Here is a 20,559-nt window from a genome sequence, read left to right on the forward strand (position 1 = left end):
CGTCTGCCTTACGCTAGCCATGTCTGATTCGCTTCCGGGTCGGGCAGGAGGAGCGGCCAACCGGCGACCAACCATCTGGCCGCTCCCACCTACTTCTGCTGATTCGCAAGGATTTGAGCGCGCAGGATCACGAGAGCACGCGGCACCGCGTGATCCTGAATAGACAGTTCGTTCAGTTAGAGGTTGGCCAGCAGCTTGCGCGAGTCCTCCTGACCTAGCGCGGACCCCCGCAGGTGCCGGAACCTTCTCTCGAACTCGGCCACGGCCTTCGGCTGATGGTGGTAGAGGTTGACGTACAGCGTCTCCTCGCACGCCACGACTCCCGCCGGGCCGCTGACGATCTCGAACCCGCCGCGCAACACGTAGTGCTTGTCCGCCGTGGCAGGCAGCACGTGAACCGTGACGTTGATGCGGTCGGCGAGAGCGCACAAGCGCTCCACCTGAGCGGACGCCAGACGCGATCGCCGCATCAGCATGTGCTCATCGGTCACCCACACCACCCGTGGCAACGGCCGGGCCGTGAGCACGGTCGCTCGTGAGCCGTTGAGGAGAGGGGAGATCATCAACGGGTCGTAGACGTCGATCCGCCGCGCGCACGCCTCCAGCCCATGCAGCAGCTCGCGGTTGCCAGGGGCCAACGACAGAGCCCGGCTCTCCTGCGCCACGTCCAGGAGCTTCACCAGCCGTGGCAGCGCCGCCGCATCCTCGACCCGATCCGTGATCCCCTTCAAGACTGCGACCGTCGGCAGCCTCTCGCCGTGCAGCATGGCGTGGAGCGCCGCCGTCGACAGGTGAAGGTGGGCCGCCATCGCCGGAGGCGACACCTCAGCCCGACCGATCAGCCGCACCAGCTCGTAGCACAGCACCCGCCGAGCGGCCACCGGCCGCAACTGACCATTTCGGACGTACTCACTCACTATCCCTTACCTCCCTTGGTCATCCGAAGGAGAACCGGAAGCCCGGCCGCTCCCCGGTCCTCGCGATCTCGTCGGCGATCTGGCGCGTGCGGTTCGACCAGTAGGACAGCGCTTCGTGGTGGTGGTTCTTGTCCAGCTCCGCCACCGCCGCGTAGACGCGCGACGCCTCCCGGTACCACGCTTCCCACGCCTTGGCCGGTGCGTCGGACCTGGGCTGCAAGCCCTCCAAAGCCCTGTGCGCGTCGGCCAGGGTTCGGACCTCCCCGGCCCCGTTGCCCACGACGATCACTTGTCGAGCCATGCGGCATCACCTCCGCCGCTGGCGGACGTCGGAGCCCTGACGCGCCTCACGGGCGCGCCGGTCGTACTCCCGGGCCTGGTCTTCGTACGCCTCAGCCGCCGCGTCCAACGCCGCTGACAGCCACCAGGGCCACGAGGCGGACTGCGCGATCTCCCGCCACGCCCGCGCGACCTCCCACGACGCCGCGGCGGTCAGCTCCGCCTGCCGCGCGAACGGGCCCGTCGACTCACCGGCCGCCGCGTATCGGCGGTACGCCGCCTCCCACCGCTCTCGGGATTCCTGCGGAGGCATCTGGTCCAGGGACGGCCCGACCAGGCGGAATCGCCCGGTCGAGTCACCCGTCATCTCCTGGCCCACGGCTAGGCCGCCGCCTTCTCAGCGCCGTCGGTCTTCCCGCCCCGCGTGCCGCCAGAGCTGGCAGCGCCCCGGAAGCCGGTGGCCCGGAAGACGTACGACAGGTACTTGTACTCGCCGTTGCCCGCGACACGCGGTTCAGCCGTCAGGCCGTCCAACTCGACCGGCCGCATCCCGGGCAGTGCCTCGCGGGTGGTCGGCACCGGCTGGACCTCAGCCAGGAAGGTCACCTCGAACGAGGCCCGCTTGGCGTTCGACTCGCCCGGGTCCATCACGATCGCCTTCCACTGCCGGAGGCCGGTGGCTTCGTCCACCCGCTGCCGCACGGGTCGACCCGCCGCCCTGTCCTCCCTGCTCTGGTACTCGTTGTCCGGCATCACCTCGCCTGTCATCACCAGCCCGTGCGGGAACGCATCCTCGAACGAGATGGGGAACCGGTGTCCTTTGTTGATCGCCACTGCGTCGCCTCTCGGTGGGTAGCTCCTCTAGACAAGTTCGAAGCTACATAGTCGTCTAGAGGAGTTCAATCGGGACGGTCGATCCTTCGCTTTTGCGAAGGGACTAGCGCGCCGGGAAGTCGTACTCCAGCACGAACGCATGCGAGACCTTCACCGTCTCGCAGACCTCGACCGGAAGATCATCGAGGTCATAGGCGGTGCGGATGAGGGTGAGCACCGGAACCCCGGCCCCGATCTGCAAGGCGCGGCGCTCCTCCGGGGTCGGCATCCGCGCCGAGACCTCCTCGGTGAACCGCCCGAGCTGGTGCCCCTGCTCCTCGATCCGGGCGTAGATGCCACCGGGCCCGGAGTCCGTGCTGGTGATCGCAGTCCCGGCCGCGATGGACTCGGGGATGTAGGAGACGGCCGTCTCGATCGGAGTCCCGTTCGCCAGGTACCGCCGCGACCTCATGACCACACGAGCCCCCTCCGGCAACCGCAACCGCTGCGCGATCTCCGGTGGGGCCTGCTCCGTCGTGACCGAGATTTGGTCAACCCCCGGCTTGTGCCCGCTGACCTCAGCCTCAGCCAGGAAGGCCGCCTTCCCCTGCTTCCGATGCGCCCGAGCAAACCGATCCGACGCGAGCCGCCGCACCGGGGGAGTCGATCGCACGAAGACGCCCTTGCCGTGTTCGGCTACCACCAGCCCCTCACCGCGGAGCTCCTGAAGCGCCTGGCGGACCGTCATCCGGGCAACGCCGTAGTGCGCGATCAACTCCGCTTCCGAGGGCAACTTCTCCCCCGCAGGCAACCGCCCCGACGAGATGAGTCGTCGCAACGCCGCCGCAATCTGCCGATAGGGTGGTCTGTCGTCGGCCCTATCGATGGAACCTAGGTCAAGCATGGACCACTCCTGTAGACGACTAGAGGAGCTACATCCTCCCACACCAGCCGCCCCAGCGAAAGCCGAAGCATGCCCACACCCAAACACTCCGTAAGCGTCGCCGGAATCGTCATCGACAAGGACAACCGCGTCCTCCTCATTCAACGCCGCGACAATGGCCACTGGGAACCCCCGGGAGGCGTCTTGGAGTTGGACGAGACGTTCGAACAAGGTGTACGCCGAGAAGTTTTCGAAGAAACAGGCCTATGCGTCAGGGTCGAGCGAGTTACAGGAATATACAAGAACATGACCAAGGGAATCGTCGCCTTGGTGTTCCGGTGCAGCGTTGAGTCTGGTCAAGAGACTCCCACCGCCGAGGCACTCAACGTGGCATGGATGACCCTCGATCAAGCTGCCACGAAGATGACGCCAGCGTACTTCGTACGAGTGTCCGGGGCGTTCGGTCATGAGGTTGCATGTCAAACTCACGACGGCACACACCTTCTCCCTTGAGAGCTGCCCACGCTTGATGGGCGAGGATTATCGCAGCAATCCTATCCCTTTACCGTAATTATTGAGCTTGCCTAGGACGTAGTTTGCAATTCCCGCACGACTAGTCTCTTTCCTCCACATCATCTCTAGCCTTACCGGCCCTTCGGCACGCTCACAGTACACGTCACTGAGAAAGTCCGGCTTGGTACCCAACGGCTTCTCGGTGGTGAACGCATCGATCAAAGAAGCTTCCTGGAGAGCCCGTCCGAATGCAGCGTTAAGTAGCCCATCGTTCGTCTGCGCAATCTCGGCAAGTTTGATGAAGGCATCCATTGTGTTTCCTCGCGGCTTGACCCCGCGCCGTCGAGTCCCGAGAGATTTACCGGCCATGAGAACACCGAGTTGACTGTTGACCAATCGGTCCAGGGCCTTCTTATCGGGCTTAATGGACATTGTCCGATCGGCCATCAACTTATGGAGGCGATCGGAACCGAACGACCTGGCTACGGCCAGAACCGTGAAGAGGTCAACGTGGATAATTCGCGCGTCGAGCACCGTTCCTAGCACTCCTAGCGCATCCGGGTTCTTCTTAAGTTCGAGCACCACGTTAGCTTCCGTGGAAGTCATCAGTCTGTCGATATCTATGAGCGATTGCCCGCCGCGCGTTAGGGCTGCCACATCACCCTCCGTGTCGGTGCCCGCTATAACGACCGTCCAGACTCTATAACTTTCCGTCGACATGAGACCCTGCACATTCTTACCCGCCTTGCGCGCGGCGCTACGGATCTTAGATAAGAATTGGCCGATAGTCTCTGACTCCTCGGCCAATTCGCTGGCCAAATCGAGTGAGATGCCGATAGCCGCGAGAGAGGCCCCCTCGTTCAACGCCGCTACAGTGCGCTCAGCGATCTGCACGTAATCACCCTTGGAAGGTCCACGGAACCGTAGAACTGGAGCCGAACTCCCAAACAGCGCTTCACCTCCGAGACTGTTGGCTAAGTCTTGAAGAAGAATGGCCAGGTCATCACGATTTGCTGGCCAGGCAACTAAGTTGTCCTGCCCGGCGTCCGAGCGCACAAACATGTTTATCGCATGCATTGCTGCTTCGATTTCCGAGGTCGAAGCAACGCCAAGGGCTTCGCGACTCTCTAACACGATCACGCGAGGGTTTGACGTGGGTATTAATTCCAGCAATGCCTTTTCAATGTCATGCTCGCGTGGAATTCTAACCGTTTCGATCCCTTTTCTGAACAGGTGGAGCGTATCGAGAAACGTTGACTTCCCGGCACCTGTCGAGCCGCGAACAATTACAAAAGCTCCCCGCTCGGCCATCCTCATATCCGCAAAACGCTCGTCAATGTCGTACAACGACTCGGCGACAGGCGTGATAATGGTACGCAACGCCTCTTCGCCCTGCTGCCTGAGTTTTTCGAACCTATCGGGCAGTCGAAGCGAGTTGAGGTCCATTCGTTGTAGCTCCTAGGTCAGGGCGCAGCAGACAGCTTCTGCGACTAGATCGCGATGTCATGCGTGAGTGTTTCGCAGTTACTTACTGTCATCGCACCCGGTTGCGGGTATGACAGCGCTGCTGAACCCGGCTCTATAGGATCAAGCCGCGCCGCCTGCGCGGCGCGGCGCGGGTGTGCCTGTCCCGGTGGCACCGTGTGCGCCTATCCATCGCGCCAAAGCGCGGGCTCCCGCTTCGCTCCGCCCGCGCTGGCGCGCGGCAGGCCCTGGCGGAGCCGGTCCAGGGCGCGCCGCACCGCGCAGGCGACGCGGCACAAGGAACAAGAGCTGGGAGGCGCTTCCCCGGTCGCCGCGATCGTCTAACGCCGGGAGCACGGCATCAAGGGCGCCTGCGGCGTCGCTGCGCGATGGCGCGAGCGCCACCCTTGACACCGCACTCCCGACGCTAGGGGCGGCAAGGGCGAGGAAGCAGGGGGAGGAGCAAGCCCCCTGTTGAGACTCAGCCGGTCGTCTCACGTCAGGAGCCACGATGCGCCGCCGTCACCCCCGGGCCCGATCAACTGGTCATCTGGACCCGCTACGCCCTATGCGAGGACCGCAGCACCTACGCCGAACCGCAGCCCATCGAGGCCCGGCAGCCCCGCAAGCCGCGGACTGCTCCAGCGCCCCGACTGCTTGCCGGCACACGTTCCTCCACAGTGGCCGCAAGGCGTCCACGGGCAGGCCGTCAACAGGCCGTCAGACGTCGGGAAGCGACCGGACGCGACGGGACATTACCAGCAGGAAAGCGCAGGTCAGGCACGTATCGGTGTTCAGGCACCTGGGACCGCTAAGGCCGGGGCAAAGTTGTCGTACCACTCGAAAGTGGAGGCCAGGAACGCGGCAACCGCGACCTTGCGGTGCTTGGTGGTAGTCGCCTCTTTCAACATCGCCGCCTCCACGTGTGGACGTGGTGACCAGGGTGAACGGCGGGGGCAGTGGATCACATCTCCCGACATGCCCAACGCCGACGCGGCACCGGGGGATCGCTGCCGCCCAGGCACCAGTCCGCACAGCTGCGGAATTGTCATGTTTCTGACTAGGCCGAATTGGTGACGACCGCTCGGGGACTTTCTCGCATTGTCGGACGCCCGGGTTATCTTCTCTTGCTGACGCGATCCGGCTGACGCGGGGGACCGAGCATGGGCTACAACGAGGACTACGACTTCAACACCGACAACCGCATCCGCAACAGCTCCACCGAGAACATCTTCCAGGTGCGGAACATCTACGGCAGCATCAACATGAACTCGGTCAACGACGCCGACGAGGGCCGGGTCGTGTACTACAGCAGGTTCCACTGGGGTTTCACGGCCGCCGCCTACCTCGCCCTCTTCTTCCTCGCCTCCGCGTACGCGGTCGTCATCGGCTCCTTCGACCTGTCGTTCTGGGATTGGCCGAAGATCATCCTGTCCACCGCCGTGGTCGTCCCCGTGTTCGTGGCGACGGAGTACCGGCTCCAAGGGGATGATTTCGCGCTGCTCCGAATGCTCGGCGCCCTGCTGATCGTCCTCGTCGGCATCAACCAGTCGTCGGCGATGGCCGGCAATGCGATCGTCGATCTGTTCGCCCAATGGTTGGTGTGGCGGTTTTAGGGGCTGGCGCTGGAGGGCGCCCGCGTGCCTGCGTCGGTGGTGGTCGGCCGGCTTGGCCCTCGCGTCGGGGATGGCTTGGGGCGGGGGTTGTGCGATCCTTCCGGCATGACGCCCAAGCTCTGCATCGCTCAGAACCCCGAGGCTGACGCGCTCTTGGAGGAAAGCCCGTTGGCGCTGCTCATCGGGATGCTGCTGGACCAGCAGATCCCGATGGAGGTCGCCTTCAACGGGCCGAAGAAGTTGTATGACCGGATTGGGGGGTTGGATGTCCGGGTGATCGCCGAGTACGACCCGGAGGAGTTCGCGGCGATCGCGACGACGCCGCCTGCCATCCACCGGTACGGGGGGTCGATGGCGAAGCGGGTGCAGGTGTTGTGCCAGTACCTGGTGGCGGAGTACGACGGGGATCCGACGCAGATCTGGACGCGGGACAAGCCGAGTGCGGAGACGGTGCTCAAGCGGTTGAAGGCGCTGCCCGGGTACGGCGAGCAGAAGGCGAAGATCTTCCTCGCCCTCCTCGGCAAGCAGCTCGGCGTCACGCCCTACGGGTGGCGCAAGGCGGCCGGGGACTACGGGGCCAAGGGGTCCAAGCGCAGCGTCGCCGATGTGGTGGACGCGGAGTCGCTCGCGGCGGTTCGGGCGTTCAAGAAGGCGATGAAGGCGAAGGCGTAGCCAGGTAGACCACGTCCGGCTCGCCGCGGGGGACCGGGACGGGGAGTTCCTCGACCTCGGCGAAGCGGGATTGCAGGCGGGTGTGGAACGGGGTGCTGCGGGCGGCGCTCCAGACGGCGAGGACGCCGTCGGGGCGCAGGGCGGCGGTGAGCAGGTCGATGCCGGGGTCGGTGTAGAGGGCGGCGTTGCCCTCGTCCAGCGTCCAGTCCGGACCGTTGTCGATGTCGAGGCAGAGGGCGCCCACCGGGGACTCCACTGTGGACAGCCAGGCCGCCAGGTCCGCGGTGACGCAGCGGGTGCGGGGGTCGTCGAGCAGGTCGGCGTTGCCCAGCGGGCCGCGGTTCCAGTCGACGACGGCCTGCTCGCGCTCGACGACGACCACCTCCCCCACCCGCGGGTGGGCCAGGGCGGCGGCCAGGGAGAAGCCGACGCCGAGGCCGCCGACGACGAGGGGCGCGCCCTCGGGCATGCGCTCGGCGGCGGCGTCGACCAGCAGGCGCTCGGAGTCGCCCGCGCGGGTGTCCATCAGGAACATGCCGTCGGCGATGATCTCGTGGTGGGGTCCGACGCGGCGCAGGACCAGCTCGCCGCAGGCGCCGTCGGCGCGGGCGATCACGGTGGGCAGCTCATCCATATGACCCCCACTGTGCCAGAGTCCGCGGCATGCTTCCGACCATTCCCGGGCTGACCCTGCTGCGCCCGCTCGGCCAGGGCGGCTTCGGCGCGGTCTACCTGGCCCGCCAGCACCGGCTCGAGCGCGACGTCGCCGTCAAGCTGGACAACCGGGTGCTCAGCAGCGAGCGCGACCAGGCGCGGTTCCTGCGGGAGGCGCGGGCGGCGGCGCGGCTGTCCGGCCACCCGAACGTGGTCAACGTCTACGACGCCGGGGTCACCGAGGACGGCAGGCCCTACATCGTGATGGAGCTGTGCACCGGCGGGTCGCTGGCCGACGTGCTCGCCGAGCGCGGCCCGCTGCCGGTCGACGAGGTCGTGGAGATGGGCGCCCGGCTGGCCGACGCGCTGGCCAGGATGCACGCGGCGGGCATCCTGCACCGCGACGTCAAGCCCGCGAACATCCTGGTCAACGCCTTCGGCGCGGTGAAGCTGGCCGACTTCGGCCTGGCCGCGATCCTCGACGCGCACGCCGAGAGCACCGTCACCGTCGGCGCGCTGAGCCCGCACTACGCCGCCCCCGAGGTCTTCGCCCACGCCGCGCCGACCCCGGCAGGCGACATCTACTCCCTCGCCGCCACCCTCTACACCCTCATCGCGGGCTCGCTCCCCCGCCAGATCCCCTGGCCCGCCACCACCCTCGACCAGCTCGTCGGCGCCCTGCACCGCGAGGTGCCGCCGATCCCGCACGCCCCGGCCGAGGTCAACGCCGCCCTGCTCGGCGCGCTGGCGGCCGACCCCGCCCGGCGCACCGACTCCGCCGAGCGCCTGCGCGACGAGCTGACCGGCCAGCGGCGCGCCCGGCCCGTCGCCCCGCGCAGCAGGCACAAGGCCGCCGCGGTGATCGCGGTCCCGCTGCTGGTCGCGGCGGGCTTCTTCGGCCGCGGGCTGCTGCCCGCGGCCGACGCCCTGTCCACCGAGCCACCCGCCGGGGACCCCACCGAGAGCGCCGAGGCCGCGCCCGACGGGATGGTCGAGTGCGCGGGCCACGAGGCCGACGGCTACTGCGTGCCCGACCGGTGCTTCGGCGGCCTCGTGATCATCTCCGACATGCAGTTCACCGCCCGGCCCGTCGAGTGCTCGCAGCGGCACCCGTGGCAGGCGTTCAGCGGGGTGCGGCTGCCCGCGGGCTCCGAGGGGTCAACCGGCACGCAGATCGCGGAGTTGCCGCAGGTCAAGGCTGCTTGTTCGACCTCGGTCATGGCGAAGCGGGCGACCATCGACACGACCGGGTGGTCGGTGGAGGTCTTCCCGAGCAACGACCGGGCCACGGCCCTGTGCCTGGCCGGGAAGCCGGGCGGGCAGACCACCGGCAGCGCGTTCACCGCGGGATGATCGGTAACCTGGCCGTGACCCCTCCGCCATCGACGGGAGCACGATGCGATCTCGGATTGCCACCACCCTGACCGCCGCGGCGCTGATCGGCGCGCTCACCGCGTGCGCGGAGGTCCAGCAGGCCGCCGACAGCGCGAGCAACGCGGCCGACAAGGCGGGCGTGTGCGTCAAGGCGCTGGAGCTGGCCGGGTTCACCCCGGACGCGAGCGACCCGCAGAAGGCCGTCGACGAGGCCCAGCAGAAGGCCGACGAGCTGACCGCGCTGGCCCAGGACGTGGGCGACACGACGCTGAGCCAGGCGCTCGACGGCATGGCCACCCAGCTGCGCGAGATCCCGGCCAACCTCGACCCGGCGAACCTCGCCGACTGGACCCAGCAGAAGCTCGACGCCTTCAACGCGCTGAGCCAGGCCTGCCTGTAGCGGCCGGCCGCCCGCCCCGACGACTCGGGCGGGCGGCCGGACCGTGGACGGGCGCGGTGGCTGGCGCGGTGATCGGTGGGCGGGCGGCCACAGCCCACCCGCGATCACCCGGCCTGCGCCGCGCCCGCGGCGCCGGATTCAGACGTTGGTGATCTCGGCGATGAGCGCGTCCACGTCGAAGTGGTCGCCCTCCTCGCCGATGGGGACCATCGCCGCGGTCGTCGCGGCGAACGCGGTCACGTCCGCGTGGCTCAGCACGAGCACCGCGCGCCCGTCGGGCGACTCGATCTCGACGTAGAGCACGCGGCCGCCGGACTCCGCCCCCGGGCGGAACCGGACGTCGCCCTCGCCAGCGGGCGCCGACAGCCCCGCGAGCAGCAGGTCGCGGGCGAAGACCCACTCGACCCAGCTGTCGTTGTCGGACTGGAAGGCGGCCGCGACCGTGAACGGCTCGGCCGACCGGTAGGTCCACCGGGACCGCACCGGAATGCTGCCGTTGTAGAGCGAGATCAGTTCCTCGGTGTGCTCGCTGGTCATCGGTGCCTCCCTGTCCATCCAGGCCCCGGGACAGGCGTTCCCGGGACCGCTGACAGGGAAACGCCGTCGGCAGCAGTCCGTGATGCCATTACCTGCACTTTCCCTCGTACGGGGGAAGCAGGTCCGACCGTGTTCCGACGGCTGTCCACTCAGTAGCACCGAATGCGGCGCGCGCGACCCGTTCGCGTGAGGCTGGCGTCACCCGAGAATGGCGGTGGCCAGCTCCTCGGCCAGTTCCGGGGTCGCGGCGGCGATCCCGGACCACCGCCGGGACAGGTCCGGGTCGAATTCCAGGGCCCGGCCGCGGGCGTCGATGACCGTCCCACCCGCGGCGGGCACCGTCACCAGAGCCGCTGCCAGGTCGACGATCCGCAGGGTGTCCGAGCCCGCGTCGGCGAAGGCGTCGACCGAGCCCTCGGCCACCAGGATGGCCTCCAGGCAGGTGGTGCCGAGGATGCGCAGCCTGCCCGCCCGGTCGGCCACCCGCAGCCAGGCGTCCCGGTTGGACTGCCGCGGCCGCAGCAGGTTGACCGTCGCGCCCGCCAGCGCCGTCCGTCCACTCGTGCGGAACGGCGTCGGGTGCCCGGCCCGCGCCCACCACGCCCGACCGGTGTCCAACCAGGTCGTCAGCGCCTCGACGGGCAGGGTGTCGCGCACCAGCGCGCCCGCGAAGCACGACAGCGGCACCCCGGACGCGGCGTTGGCCGAGCCGTCCACCGGGTCGACCACCAGCGTCAGCGCCGAGCCGTGGTCGAGGAAGCCGATCTCCTCCGACAGCAGGTTGACCCCGCTGCGCTGGGCCGACTCGGCGATCGCCTCCTCGACGGCGGCGTCCACGCGCATGGTCGGCGTCCCGTCCGCGCCCATGCCCACCTCCTCGGCGAGCGCGGCGCGCCCGTGCGAGCGGCGGATGAGGCCGTAGGCGGCGGAGGCGGCGCGGGCGGCGCCCGCCAGCGCCGGGTGGACGTCGGCGGGCAGGTCGGGGACCGGCACAGGCCAGGCGATCAGGCTCACCACCTGACCGTAACAAGCGCGACGGCCCCGCCCGCGGGTTTCGGGAGGGGCCGTCGTGGACGGTCGCTAGATGAGGCCGAGCGCCTGCACCGCGTCGCGCTCCTCGGCCAGCTCGGCCACGGAGGCGTCGATGCGGGCGCGGGAGAACTCGTTGATCTCCAGGCCCTGCACGATCGAGTACTCCCCGCCGGAGCAGGTCACCGGGAACGAGGAGATCAGGCCCTCGGGCACGCCGTAGGAGCCGTCGGACGGCACGGCCATCGAGGTCCAGTCGCCGGGGGCGGTGCCGTTGACCCAGTCGTAGATGTGGTCGAGGGCCGCGTTCGCCGCCGAGGCAGCGCTGGAGGCCCCGCGCGCCTCGATGATCGCCGCGCCGCGCTTGGCCACGGTCGGGATGTAGGTGTCGGCCAGCCACGCCTCGTCGTCGACCACCGACGCCGCCGACTGACCGTTGATCTCGGCGTGGAACAGGTCGGGGTACTGGGTGGCGGAGTGGTTGCCCCAGATGGTCATCTTCTTGATGTCGGTGACCGCGCAGCCGACCTTGGCCGCCAGCTGCGAGAGCGCGCGGTTGTGGTCGAGGCGGGTCATCGCGGTGAAGCGCTCGCGCGGCACGTCCGGGGCGTGCGACGCGGCGATGAGGGCGTTGGTGTTGGCCGGGTTGCCGACCACCAGCACGCGCACGTCGGAGGCGGCGCCAGCGTTGATGGCCTCGCCCTGGGGCTTGAAGATGCCGCCGTTGGCCGCCAGCAGGTCGCCGCGCTCCATGCCCTTGGTCCGCGGCCGCGCGCCGACGAGCAGGGCCACGTTGACCCCGTCGAAGGCCTTCTTGGCGTCGTCGGTGATCTCGATGCCCGACAGCAGCGGGAAGGCGCAGTCGTCCAGCTCCATCGCCGTGCCCTCGGCGGCCTTGACCGCCTGCGGGATCTCCAGCAGCCGCAGGTTGACCTTGGTGTCGGGGCCGAGCAGGTGCCCCGATGCGATGCGGAACAGCAGCGCGTAGCCGATCTGTCCCGCGGCTCCGGTGACGGTCACGTTGACGGGTGCCACTGGGCGGTTCCCTCCCGGTCTCAGCGGGCTGCCATGCCTGCGGCGACGCCCGGCGATCTGGAGGCTACCAACCGCAGGCGGCCGCGGCCGTGGACGGTGAGCAGGGTCTCCGGCCGACCCCATCGGGTGGTTCTGCCGCGACACCGGAACGCGCGCCCGCCGCGGCGGCCGACCTGCCGCGATCATGGCGCGCGTCCCCGGAGCAGGATCAGGGAGAACGATGTCGGACGTGCGTGTGGCCCTGCTCGGCGCGGAGCTGCGCACCCAGCGCGACCGGGTCGGGCTCAGCCTGGCCGAGGTGACGGCCAAGGTGGGGATCAGCGCGGCCAAGCTCAGCCGGATGGAGAACGGCCGCGCGCCCCAGGCCCCCGACGACGTGGCCGCCCTGCTCGGCCTCTACGGCGTCACCGGGCTCAACCGCGACGACCTGATCGACCTCGCCGCCAGCCTCGCCGACGGCTCGGGCGGCCCCAGCGGGTCGGACTCGGCGCTGCGCTTCCTGGAGTCGCGCGCGGCGATGCTGGTGGACTACCAGTCGGCGCTGGTGCCCGAGCTGCTGCAGACCGTCCCCTACGCCCAGGCCGCCCTGCGCGAGGTGGCGATGCTCGACGACGACGACCGCTGGACCCAGCGCATCCACCGCCAGTCCGTGCTGCGCAGGCCGAACCCGCCGCGCTACTACGCGATCATCGCCGAGGCCGCGCTGCGCACCGCGGTCGGCGGGCCGGACGTGCTGCGCGAGCAGCTGCGCTACCTGGTCGAGGCGGGCGGGCGCCGGTCGGTGACCATCCGGCTCATCCCGGACCTGCCGCACGGGCACCCCGGCCTCGGCGGGCCGTTCCAGCGGTTGCAGTTCCCGCACCGGGGCGCGGTCGTGGTGCTGGACAAGCGCACGTCGCGGCTGTTCGTCGAGGACCCGGCCGAGGTGCGCCACTACGACCGGGTCGTGGTCGAGCTGCTGAGCACGGCGCTGTCGGAGGAGGAGTCGCTGGCCAGGATCGCCCGGCTGGCTAGGTGAGCGGGCCGCCCTGGATGGTCACCGCGACGGCGATGACCACCACGCCGAAGGCCCCGTAGCTGAGCACGTCGACCGCGCGGCCGCGGATGGCGACCAGGCCCGCCTGCTCGTCGCGCAGCACGGCCCGCAGGCCCGCGGCCAGCAGCAGCGCCAGCCCGATCCAGACGCTGCCCTCGCGCCAGTGGTACATGCTGATGCGCGCCAGGCCGACCGCGACCACCAGCATGACCAGCACGAACGGCAGGTGGACGAGCACCGGGCCGCGGCCGCGCTGCTCCCCGCTCACGACCGCAGGGCGCGCTCGGCCACCTCGACGGTGTTGCGCAGCAGCATGGCGATGGTCATCGGGCCGACGCCGCCGGGCATCGGGGCCAGGTACCCGGCGACCTGCGCCACGTCCGGGTGCACGTCGCCGACCAGGCCCGCGTCGGTGCGGGTGACGCCGACGTCGAGCACGGCCGCGCCCGGCTTGACCATGTCGGCGGTGATCAGGCCCGCGCTGCCCGCGGCGGCGACGACGATGTCGGCGCGGCGGACCTCGGCGGCCAGGTCCTTGGTGCCGGTGTGGCAGAGGGTCACCGTGGCGTTCTCGCTGCGGCGGGTCAGCAGCAGGCCCAGCGGGCGGCCCGCGGTGACGCCGCGGCCGACGACGGTGACCCGGGCGCCCGCGAGCGGGACGTCGTAGCGGCGCAGCAGCTCGACGATGCCGACCGGGGTGCAGGGCAGCGGGGCCGCGTCGCCGAGGACCAGCTTGCCCAGGTTGGTCGGGTGCAGGCCGTCGGAGTCCTTGGCCGGGTCGACGCGCTCCAGCGCGCGGCCCGCGTCGAGATGGCCGGGCAGCGGGAGCTGGATCAGGTAGCCGGTGCAGTCGGGGTTGGCGTTCAGCTCGTCGATCGTGGCTTCCAGCTCGGCCTGGGTGACGGTCGCGGGCAGGTCGCGGCGGATGGAGTTGATGCCGACCTTGCGGCAGAAGTTGTGCTTGCTGCGCACGTACGCCTGGGAGCCGGGGTCGTCGCCGACCAGGATCGTGCCGAGGCCGGGCACCACGCCCTGCTCGGCCAGCGCCGCCACGCGCCCGCGCAGCTCGTCCAGGATCGCGTTTCGGGTGGCCTTGCCGTCCAGAATCGTCGCCGTCACGGCCGTCATCCTCTCACTCCCGGCCTGCGCGCCGCCGCGACCACCACGGCGACGACGGTGACCGCCGCGCCCGCCACCGTCGCCGCGGAGACGCCGCGGTCGAGCAGGTCGACGGCGATCGACCCGGTGATCTGCCCGCACACCGCCGACAGGCCCAGCAGCAGCACGCCGATGTGCCGCACGGCGAAGACCGCCGCGGACAGGCCGACCACCCCGATGGCCCCGCCGGTGTAGAGCCACCACTGCGCCGGTGGGGCGGCGGGCCAGCCGCGCACCAGGACGTCGACCGCGCAGGCGAGCAGCAGCGCGGCCGTGCCGACGGCGAAGTTGACCGCGGTGGCGAACCGGACGCTGCCGCTGGCCATCCTGACCAGGCCGTTGACCGCCTGCTGCCAGCCCATCGCCGCCCCGCCCAGCGCCGGGAGGACGGCCAGCCAGAGCTTGTCGGGCTCGCCGAACTCGTCGGAGACCGCCACGGCGACGGCGACCACGGCCAGCGCCGCGCCCAGCGCCCGCTGCCAGGTGACGGCGACCGGACCGCCCGGCCCGATCCCGGCGCGGTCGACGACGAGGCTGCTCACGACCTGCCCGGCGACCACGGCCACGGTGAACACGGCCACGCCCAGGATCGAGACGGTCAGGCCCTGGGTGGTGACGAACCACGCGCCCGCCGCGCCGCCGAGGCACTGCCACGGCCGCAACCTGCGCGTGCGCAGCGCGGTGACCCAGCGGCCCACGGCAGCCCGCGGGTTCCGCCCGGTGAGCACGACCCCGACCAGCAGCGCGAGGCCGACGCTGAAGGACACCAGGGCGGCGAACAGCCCGTCGCCGAACCCCGCGGCCAGCTCGCCGTTGATCCGGCCCTGCACGGCCACCGCGACCCCGCCGCCGAAGCCCGCCAGCAGCCCGGCGGCGCGCCTCAGATCCACCGGTGCCGCACGGCGTGCACCGCGAGCTGGAAGCGGGAGGTCGCGCCCGCGTGCTCCATCAGGCGCTGGAGGTGGCGGAAGACGGTCCGCCTGCTGATGCCGAGCTGGCGGGCGATGGAGTCGTCGTTGGCGCCTGCGGCGAGCAGGCCGAGCAGGCGCTGCTCGATCGGCTGGACCGGGGACACCGCGTGCGCGCCCGCCTGCAGCGGCACGGCCAGCCGCCAGGACGCCTCGAACAGCCCGATCAGCGCCGAGAGCAGCGAGCTGGGGTGCACGACCAGCAGCGACCGGTTGACGTCGGCCTCGGCGACCGGCAGCGACACCGTGGCGAACTGCTGGTCCACGATCGTCAGCTTGACCGGCACCTCGGAGAGCACCCTGGCCTGCTCGCCCGCGGCCACGCACGGCTGGATGTTGTTGGCGTAGCGGGCGGGGTCCTCGACCGAGGCGCGGGCGTAGACCACGCGGTAGGTGACCTCGCCGCGGGCCAGCTGCTCCAGCTCGGCGTTGTTGACGTGGCCCTCGGTGAAGTACGGCGGCGACTCCAGCCTGCGGATCTCGGTCCGCGCGCTCAGCTCCATCTGCTGGATGCGCTGGGCGATGGCGGTGCCGGTGACGACCTCGATCAGGTCGTCGGTGCGCTGCGGGGAGACCGCGCGGCGGAAGGTGTCGTAGGCGTTGAGGGTGGCGACCCTGGCCTGCTCCAGCTCGCTGGCCCGCCTGCGGCTGAGGATCTCCAGGCCGGACGCGGGCGGCACCGGGGTGAACACCGAGCCGTCCGCGCCGCCGGTGCCGACCAGCCCGGCGTCGGTGAGCGCCCGCACGGCCGCGCGCACGCCCGGCTGGGGCCGCGCCGCCCCCGCGGCGATCTCCTCGACCGTCGAGGGACCGGTGCGCAGCAGGTACTGGTAGACGTGGATCTCGTCGTCGGGCAGGCCGAGACGGGACAGGTGCGGCGCGAGATCGCCGTCGGACATGCGGACCTCCGTCGGTGCACGGCGGAGACTGGCACACCTGTGCCGCCGGCACAAACAGGGCGCGCCCTCACCCGGTCGGGTTGAGATGGGGGTTGACTTTGCGTCATCGCCGCAGGCAGGGCAGCGGCCTCGGGTACACCGTGTGCTGGCGATCCCGGGACAGGGGAAGATAGGCGCGTGGCAGGACCAACCCAGCTCAACCCGACCGAACAGGACGCCCTGGTCAAGCAGATCGGGCTGGCGCTGCTGCGGGCCGCGCCGACCGACTGGTCGTCGATCGAGGTGTCCTTCCGCGCCATCGGCCGCTACACGGAGGTGGTCGGGCACGTCGCCTTCGCCGACGGCGGCGGGGCCGACCTGCCGGTCGCCCCGGAGATCGTCGGGCTGTTCGCCCGGCTGCGCGCAGGCATGTACCGGGAGGGCCGCGGCACCTGGTTCAACGCCCGGTACCAGCTCGACCGGCCTGCCGCCTACAACCTGGAGTACGACCGGGACGAGCCGCGCTGGCAGAACCCGCCCCCGCCCCCGGCCTTCTTCGACGAGCTGCGGATGTTCCCCCGCGAGGAGGAGAACGTCCCGGAGTGGCTCACCCGCGCCCTGACCGCGCTGCAGCCGCCGTTCCGCAGGGCCCGCATCTTCGACGGCATGGGCCCCGCTGGGCCGGTGCTCAACCGCCCCCCGCTCGACGCCGACGAGGCCGAGCGGATCCAGCGCTACCTCGACGCCGCGCCCCTGGCCCTGCCCGCCCGCGGCTACGACGTCGACCACTTCGACGAGGAGCGCCGCCAGACCGTCCCGGTCGCCTTCCACACCGACGGCGTGTGGGTCTGGCCCGCCGCGGTCAACTTCTACCTGCGCGCCCACGGCGTGCCGCCGGACCCGGAGCTGGTCGCCCACATCCGCCGCGCGGAGTTCCGGATGCCGGAGGTCGACGAGCAGGCCAGGGTCGGCGCGGCGGTGTTCATCGCCGGGCCACCGCGGCCGCCGGTCCGGCCCCCGGAGCCCCGGTTCGAGGCCGACCAGCCGCCCGCGGACGCCTTCGCGGCCCCCGCTGAGCCGGGGTTCGAGCCGCCGAAGCCGGAGTTCGCCGAACCGCGCGGTGGAGAGGGGGTCGCGTCTGCCGGGTTCGAGGCCCCGCAGGGCGACTCGGCCGAGCGGGATGAGCCTGCGCGCGAGGAGGGGTTCCAGCCCTCGCAAGCTGAGCAAGCGTTTGAGCCTGCCCAGGCTGAGCAGGCGTTTGAGCCTGGGCAGGGTGACCGGGCGTTCGAGCCTGCGCAAGGTGAGCGGGCGTTCGAGCCTGCGCAGGGCGACCGGGCTTTCGAGCCGGCACAGGCCGAGCAGGGGTTCGCGGCCTCGCAGGCTGAGCGGGCGTTCGAGCCTGGGCAGGGTGACCGGTCGTTTGAGTCCGCGCAGGCTGAGCAGGCGTTCGAGCCTGACCAAGGTGACCGAGCCTTCGAGCCAAGGCAGCCTGAGCAGGCGTTCGAGCCCGCGCAAGGTGACCGGGCTTTCGAGCCGAGGCAGCCTGAGCAGGCGTTCGAGGCTTCGCAGGCTGAGCGGGCGTTTGAACCGACCCAGGCCGAGCGGGCTTTCGAGCCCGCGCAGGGCGACCGGGCCTTCGAGCCGACCCAGGCCGAGGAGGCGTTCGGGTCCTCGCGGGCGTTCGAGCCGGCGCAGGGTGAGCAGGCGTTCGAGCCCGCGCAGGGTGTGCGGGACGAGGCGAATGTGGCCGATCCCGGGGTCGTGCCCGAGCCGCTGCCGCCGGTCGAGCCCGCTGCGGACGTCGTGGAGCGGATGCGGGCGCGGCTGGACGAGCTGGGTGTGGCGTCGTCGGCCTACACCGTGGGCACGCCGTCGGGTGCGGCGTGGACGATGGAGCAGACCGGCGAGGGCTGGCGGGTCGGCTGGTTCGACGGCCACTACGTCGCCCCCGCGGTCTTCACCGACGCCGCCGACGCCGCGGCCTTCCTGGTCGGCAAGCTGATCCTGGAGCCCGCCCCCGCCGCGGGCCCGGCCACGGTCAGCGCCCCCCTCGCCGACCTCGAAGACGACGACGATGACTCCTACGACCAGCGCAGGCCGCTCCCCCCGAGCCGCCCCCTGCAGTCGAGCCCATCCGGCGAAGACCTCTTCCGCCCCGCCCGCCCCTTCGAACCCCACCACTTCGACGACGACGAAGAGGACTACCGCCCCGGCCGCTTCGGCCAGTTCACCCCGCGACGCGACACCGCCTCCCGCCACGCCCTCCCCCCGGACACCCCGGACCAGTTCGCCGAACCCCCCGCCCACGAACAGCTCTTCACCCACGGCGGCGCGGCCCCCCTGACGGCCCTCCCAGACGAGCCCGTCGAGGACCAGCCCCTGTTCGCAGCGTCTGCCGGGGAGCCCAGCCCCCTGTTCGCCCCGGCCCAGGACTTCGCCGAGCCCGGTGGACCGGACAGGGACTCCACCCCAGCCCAGGGGCCCCCCTTCGACCCCGCCGCCCAGGACCGGGCCCCCCAGCCCGACGCCCCTGGCACCCCCTTCACCGAAGCAGGCGACACCCCCTTCGCGGCCGACCCACAAGCCGCCCAACCCTTCCCCCCTGGAGCGCAGCCACCCGGCACCCAGCCGTACGCCCCCGGCGCGCAAGGCAGCAGGTCCTTCGGAGCGGAGGCACAGGAGCCGCCCGAAGCCCAGCCATTCGCAGCCAGCACGCCGGAGCCGCACGAAGGGCAGCCCTTCGGAGCTGCTGGTCAAGCACCTCTCGACGCCCAGCCCTTCGGAGCCGGAGCGGAGGAGCCTCTCAGCGGCCAGCCGTTCGGGGCCGGAGCGCAGGAGCCGGGTGGCCAGCCCTTCGCGGCCGGGCAAGAGCCGGGCAGCGACCAGCCGTTCGCGCCCGGGGGGCAGGTGCCGGTAGGCGCCCAGGCCCACGGCGCGCAGGAGCAGGCCGTGGGCCAGGCGTTCGGACCCGCTGGGCAGGAGCAGTTCGGCGGCCAGCCGTTCGCGCCTGCTGGCGGGCCAGGGTTTGCGCCTGCTGGGCAGGAGCAGCTCGCCCACCAGGGCTTCGGACCCGGTGGCCAGGGACCGACCGGCACCCAGGCGTCCGCGCCCGCAGGTGGCCCGGAGGCGTTCGGCGCAGGCGAGCAGGGCAGCGACCCACAGGGCATCGCAGGCGAGCGGTCTGGTGGCCCCCAGGGCTTCGCAGGCGCGCCAGTTGGTGGCCCACAGGGCTTCGCGGACGAGCCAGTTGGTGGACCGCAGGGCTTTGCGGGCGAGCAGGCCGGTGGCCCAGAGGGGTTCGCAGGCGCGCCGGTTGGCGGGCCGCAGGGCTTTGCGGGCGAGCCTGGCGGTGGGCCGCACGGCTTTGCTGGAGCGCCGGTTGGCGGACCGCAAGGAGTCGCGGGTGAGCCTGGCGGTGGACCGCGCGGGTTCGCAGGTGAGCCGGTTGGCGGGCCCCGGGGATCTGTGGGCGAGCCAGCCAGCGGGCCGCACGGCTTCGCAGGCGAGCCGGTTGGCGGACCGCAGGGACCTGCGGACGAGCGAGCCGGGGGACCCCATGGGTTTGCTGGTGAGCCAGGTAGTGGGCCGCACGGATTCGGGGGTGGGCCGGTTGGCGGCCCCCGAGGGCTCGCGGGCGAGCCGCGTGGGCAGGCTGATGGTTCCCCGGTGCGCTCGGACGACCCGCGCCAGCAGCCCGGTGGACCACGGGGTTTCGGCGGCGAACCGCACGAGCACGCCGATGGACCACACAGGTTCGGCGGCGAGCCGCACGAGCACGCAGGCGGACCGCAGGGATTCGGCGGTGAACCGCACGAGCGGCTCGGTGGGCCGCAGGGGTTTGCTGGTGAGCCGCAGGAGCCGGGCGCTCGGGCGCAGGGGTTTGCTGGTGAGCCGCAGGAGCCGGGTGGTCGGCCGCAGGGGTTTGCTGGTGGGCCGCGTGAGCAGTTCGGGCAGCAGCCGTTTGGGGCTGGGGAGCCGCAGCGCTTCGCGCCTGGGGAGCAGCCGTTTAAGCCTGGGGAACCGCCGTTCGGTGACCCGGGGTTCAAGCCTGATGACCACGGGTTCGGCCCTGGGCAGCACGGGTTTGGGCCTGGGGGGCAGGCGTTCAAGCCGGGTGAGCAGCCGTTTGCGCCGTCGGGGTTCCAGGGGGAGCCGGGCTCGGCCAGCGAAGTCGGTCAGGGCTTTGCGTCTGGTGAGCAGGTCGCGTCTGCTGGGCAAGGAGAAGGGGCTCGGCGGGACGGGCGGCAGCAGGCGGACGGACGGCAGGCGGAGGGGCGGCAGACGGACGGGCGGCAGCAGGCGGACGGGCGGCAGCAGGCGGACGGGCGGCAGG

21 protein-coding genes are annotated in these 20,559 nt (G+C 71.0%); 7 read left to right on the plus strand and 14 right to left on the minus strand.

The window, feature by feature from the left end:
* Positions 1-176: 176 nt before the first annotated feature.
* The 5 genes from ACWEPX_RS18525 to ACWEPX_RS18545 all read right to left on the minus strand — a co-directional run bounded on the left by ACWEPX_RS18525 (position 177) and on the right by ACWEPX_RS18545 (position 2,913).
* Positions 177-917, minus strand: a complete 741-nt coding sequence (locus ACWEPX_RS18525; protein WP_451898422.1) for a Scr1 family TA system antitoxin-like transcriptional regulator — start codon at positions 915-917, stop codon at positions 177-179.
* 19 nt (positions 918-936) lie between these two features.
* On the minus strand, positions 937-1,218 hold the full coding sequence (locus ACWEPX_RS18530) for an AMED_5909 family protein (RefSeq protein ID WP_451898423.1): 282 nt from the start codon (positions 1,216-1,218) through the stop codon (positions 937-939).
* A gap of 6 nt (positions 1,219-1,224) precedes the next feature.
* Entirely contained in the window at positions 1,225-1,509 is a 285-nt protein-coding gene (locus ACWEPX_RS18535; protein ID WP_451898424.1) for a hypothetical protein, read from the minus strand.
* 68 nt (positions 1,510-1,577) lie between these two features.
* Entirely contained in the window at positions 1,578-2,030 is a 453-nt protein-coding gene (locus ACWEPX_RS18540) for a hypothetical protein (protein WP_451898425.1), read from the minus strand.
* A 103-nt stretch (positions 2,031-2,133) separates the two neighbouring features.
* Complete coding sequence (locus tag ACWEPX_RS18545; protein ID WP_451898426.1) at positions 2,134-2,913, minus strand: GntR family transcriptional regulator; 780 nt, start codon at positions 2,911-2,913, stop codon at positions 2,134-2,136.
* 69 nt (positions 2,914-2,982) lie between these two features.
* Here ACWEPX_RS18545 and ACWEPX_RS18550 point away from each other — a divergent pair, with 69 nt between their 5' ends.
* A complete protein-coding gene (locus ACWEPX_RS18550) occupies positions 2,983-3,405 on the plus strand; it encodes an NUDIX hydrolase (protein WP_451898427.1) in 423 nt (140 codons plus the stop codon).
* Between the two features lie 27 nt (positions 3,406-3,432).
* Here ACWEPX_RS18550 and ACWEPX_RS18555 read toward each other — a convergent pair whose 3' ends face one another.
* Complete coding sequence (locus tag ACWEPX_RS18555; RefSeq protein ID WP_451898428.1) at positions 3,433-4,851, minus strand: hypothetical protein; 1,419 nt, start codon at positions 4,849-4,851, stop codon at positions 3,433-3,435.
* Positions 4,852-6,032: 1,181 nt separating this feature from the next.
* Between ACWEPX_RS18555 and ACWEPX_RS18560 the strand changes: the two genes are divergently transcribed.
* Together ACWEPX_RS18560 and ACWEPX_RS18565 are read left to right on the plus strand one after the other, a co-directional pair.
* Entirely contained in the window at positions 6,033-6,485 is a 453-nt protein-coding gene (locus ACWEPX_RS18560) for a hypothetical protein (protein WP_451898429.1), read from the plus strand.
* A 105-nt stretch (positions 6,486-6,590) separates the two neighbouring features.
* On the plus strand, positions 6,591-7,157 hold the full coding sequence (locus ACWEPX_RS18565; RefSeq protein ID WP_451898430.1) for an HhH-GPD-type base excision DNA repair protein: 567 nt from the start codon (positions 6,591-6,593) through the stop codon (positions 7,155-7,157).
* Here the strand turns inward: ACWEPX_RS18565 and ACWEPX_RS18570 are convergent.
* The gene (locus tag ACWEPX_RS18570) at positions 7,129-7,791 is read right to left on the minus strand and encodes a spermidine synthase (RefSeq protein ID WP_451898431.1); all 663 of its coding nucleotides are present in this window, start codon (positions 7,789-7,791) and stop codon (positions 7,129-7,131) included. The genes ACWEPX_RS18565 and ACWEPX_RS18570 overlap by 29 nt on opposite strands.
* Positions 7,792-7,820: 29 nt before the next feature.
* On the opposite strand from ACWEPX_RS18570, the gene ACWEPX_RS18575 reads away from it, so the two are divergent.
* Together ACWEPX_RS18575 and ACWEPX_RS18580 are read left to right on the plus strand one after the other, a co-directional pair.
* A complete protein-coding gene (locus tag ACWEPX_RS18575; protein WP_451898432.1) occupies positions 7,821-9,164 on the plus strand; it encodes a serine/threonine-protein kinase in 1,344 nt (447 codons plus the stop codon).
* A gap of 43 nt (positions 9,165-9,207) precedes the next feature.
* Positions 9,208-9,585: a bacteriophage spanin2 family protein gene (locus ACWEPX_RS18580; RefSeq protein ID WP_451898433.1), complete on the plus strand. Its 378-nt coding sequence runs from the start codon at positions 9,208-9,210 to the stop codon at positions 9,583-9,585.
* Between the two features lie 138 nt (positions 9,586-9,723).
* Here the strand turns inward: ACWEPX_RS18580 and ACWEPX_RS18585 are convergent, their stop codons facing one another.
* The 3 genes from ACWEPX_RS18585 to ACWEPX_RS18595 form a co-directional block, all read right to left on the minus strand.
* Entirely contained in the window at positions 9,724-10,122 is a 399-nt protein-coding gene (locus ACWEPX_RS18585) for an SsgA family sporulation/cell division regulator (protein ID WP_451898434.1), read from the minus strand.
* Positions 10,123-10,320: 198 nt separating this feature from the next.
* A complete protein-coding gene (locus ACWEPX_RS18590; protein ID WP_451898435.1) occupies positions 10,321-11,136 on the minus strand; it encodes an inositol monophosphatase family protein in 816 nt (271 codons plus the stop codon).
* A 66-nt stretch (positions 11,137-11,202) separates the two neighbouring features.
* A complete protein-coding gene (locus ACWEPX_RS18595) occupies positions 11,203-12,186 on the minus strand; it encodes a malate dehydrogenase (RefSeq protein ID WP_451898436.1) in 984 nt (327 codons plus the stop codon).
* Between the two features lie 220 nt (positions 12,187-12,406).
* Here ACWEPX_RS18595 and ACWEPX_RS18600 point away from each other — a divergent pair, with 220 nt between their 5' ends.
* Positions 12,407-13,204, plus strand: a complete 798-nt coding sequence (locus tag ACWEPX_RS18600) for a helix-turn-helix domain-containing protein (RefSeq protein ID WP_451898437.1) — start codon at positions 12,407-12,409, stop codon at positions 13,202-13,204.
* Here ACWEPX_RS18600 and ACWEPX_RS18605 read toward each other — a convergent pair.
* Genes ACWEPX_RS18605 through ACWEPX_RS18620 form a run of 4 tightly spaced genes read right to left on the minus strand, consistent with a single transcriptional unit; the run spans position 13,197 to position 16,247 of the window.
* Complete coding sequence (locus ACWEPX_RS18605; protein ID WP_451898438.1) at positions 13,197-13,490, minus strand: DUF3017 domain-containing protein; 294 nt, start codon at positions 13,488-13,490, stop codon at positions 13,197-13,199. The two genes, ACWEPX_RS18600 and ACWEPX_RS18605, sit on opposite strands and share 8 nt — an antisense overlap.
* A complete protein-coding gene (locus tag ACWEPX_RS18610) occupies positions 13,487-14,341 on the minus strand; it encodes a bifunctional methylenetetrahydrofolate dehydrogenase/methenyltetrahydrofolate cyclohydrolase (RefSeq protein ID WP_451898439.1) in 855 nt (284 codons plus the stop codon). Before ACWEPX_RS18610 ends, ACWEPX_RS18605 begins: the two co-directional genes overlap by 4 nt.
* A 5-nt stretch (positions 14,342-14,346) precedes the next feature.
* Positions 14,347-15,270, minus strand: a complete 924-nt coding sequence (locus ACWEPX_RS18615) for a DMT family transporter (protein ID WP_451898440.1) — start codon at positions 15,268-15,270, stop codon at positions 14,347-14,349.
* A complete protein-coding gene (locus ACWEPX_RS18620) occupies positions 15,261-16,247 on the minus strand; it encodes a helix-turn-helix transcriptional regulator (RefSeq protein ID WP_451898441.1) in 987 nt (328 codons plus the stop codon). The genes ACWEPX_RS18615 and ACWEPX_RS18620 overlap by 10 nt, the downstream gene beginning before the upstream one ends.
* 177 nt (positions 16,248-16,424) lie before the next feature.
* Here ACWEPX_RS18620 and ACWEPX_RS18625 point away from each other — a divergent pair.
* Positions 16,425-20,559: hypothetical protein (locus ACWEPX_RS18625; protein ID WP_451898442.1), on the plus strand; the 4,135-nt coding region annotated here is incomplete at its 3' end.

The organism is Actinokineospora sp. NPDC004072, assembly GCF_053604195.1.

Coding starts and splice junctions, on each gene's coding strand:
- ACWEPX_RS18600 (WP_451898437.1), top strand. CDS start 12,407: ATGTCGGACGTGCGTGTGGCCCTGCTCGGCGCGGAGCTGCGCACCCAG.
- ACWEPX_RS18565 (WP_451898430.1), top strand. CDS start 6,591: ATGACGCCCAAGCTCTGCATCGCTCAGAACCCCGAGGCTGACGCGCTC.
- ACWEPX_RS18580 (WP_451898433.1), top strand. CDS start 9,208: ATGCGATCTCGGATTGCCACCACCCTGACCGCCGCGGCGCTGATCGGC.
- ACWEPX_RS18620 (WP_451898441.1), bottom strand. CDS start 16,247: ATGTCCGACGGCGATCTCGCGCCGCACCTGTCCCGTCTCGGCCTGCCC.
- ACWEPX_RS18555 (WP_451898428.1), bottom strand. CDS start 4,851: ATGGACCTCAACTCGCTTCGACTGCCCGATAGGTTCGAAAAACTCAGG.
- ACWEPX_RS18575 (WP_451898432.1), top strand. CDS start 7,821: ATGCTTCCGACCATTCCCGGGCTGACCCTGCTGCGCCCGCTCGGCCAG.
- ACWEPX_RS18560 (WP_451898429.1), top strand. CDS start 6,033: ATGGGCTACAACGAGGACTACGACTTCAACACCGACAACCGCATCCGC.
- ACWEPX_RS18535 (WP_451898424.1), bottom strand. CDS start 1,509: ATGCCTCCGCAGGAATCCCGAGAGCGGTGGGAGGCGGCGTACCGCCGA.
- ACWEPX_RS18585 (WP_451898434.1), bottom strand. CDS start 10,122: ATGACCAGCGAGCACACCGAGGAACTGATCTCGCTCTACAACGGCAGC.
- ACWEPX_RS18570 (WP_451898431.1), bottom strand. CDS start 7,791: ATGGATGAGCTGCCCACCGTGATCGCCCGCGCCGACGGCGCCTGCGGC.
- ACWEPX_RS18530 (WP_451898423.1), bottom strand. CDS start 1,218: ATGGCTCGACAAGTGATCGTCGTGGGCAACGGGGCCGGGGAGGTCCGA.
- ACWEPX_RS18545 (WP_451898426.1), bottom strand. CDS start 2,913: ATGCTTGACCTAGGTTCCATCGATAGGGCCGACGACAGACCACCCTAT.
- ACWEPX_RS18550 (WP_451898427.1), top strand. CDS start 2,983: ATGCCCACACCCAAACACTCCGTAAGCGTCGCCGGAATCGTCATCGAC.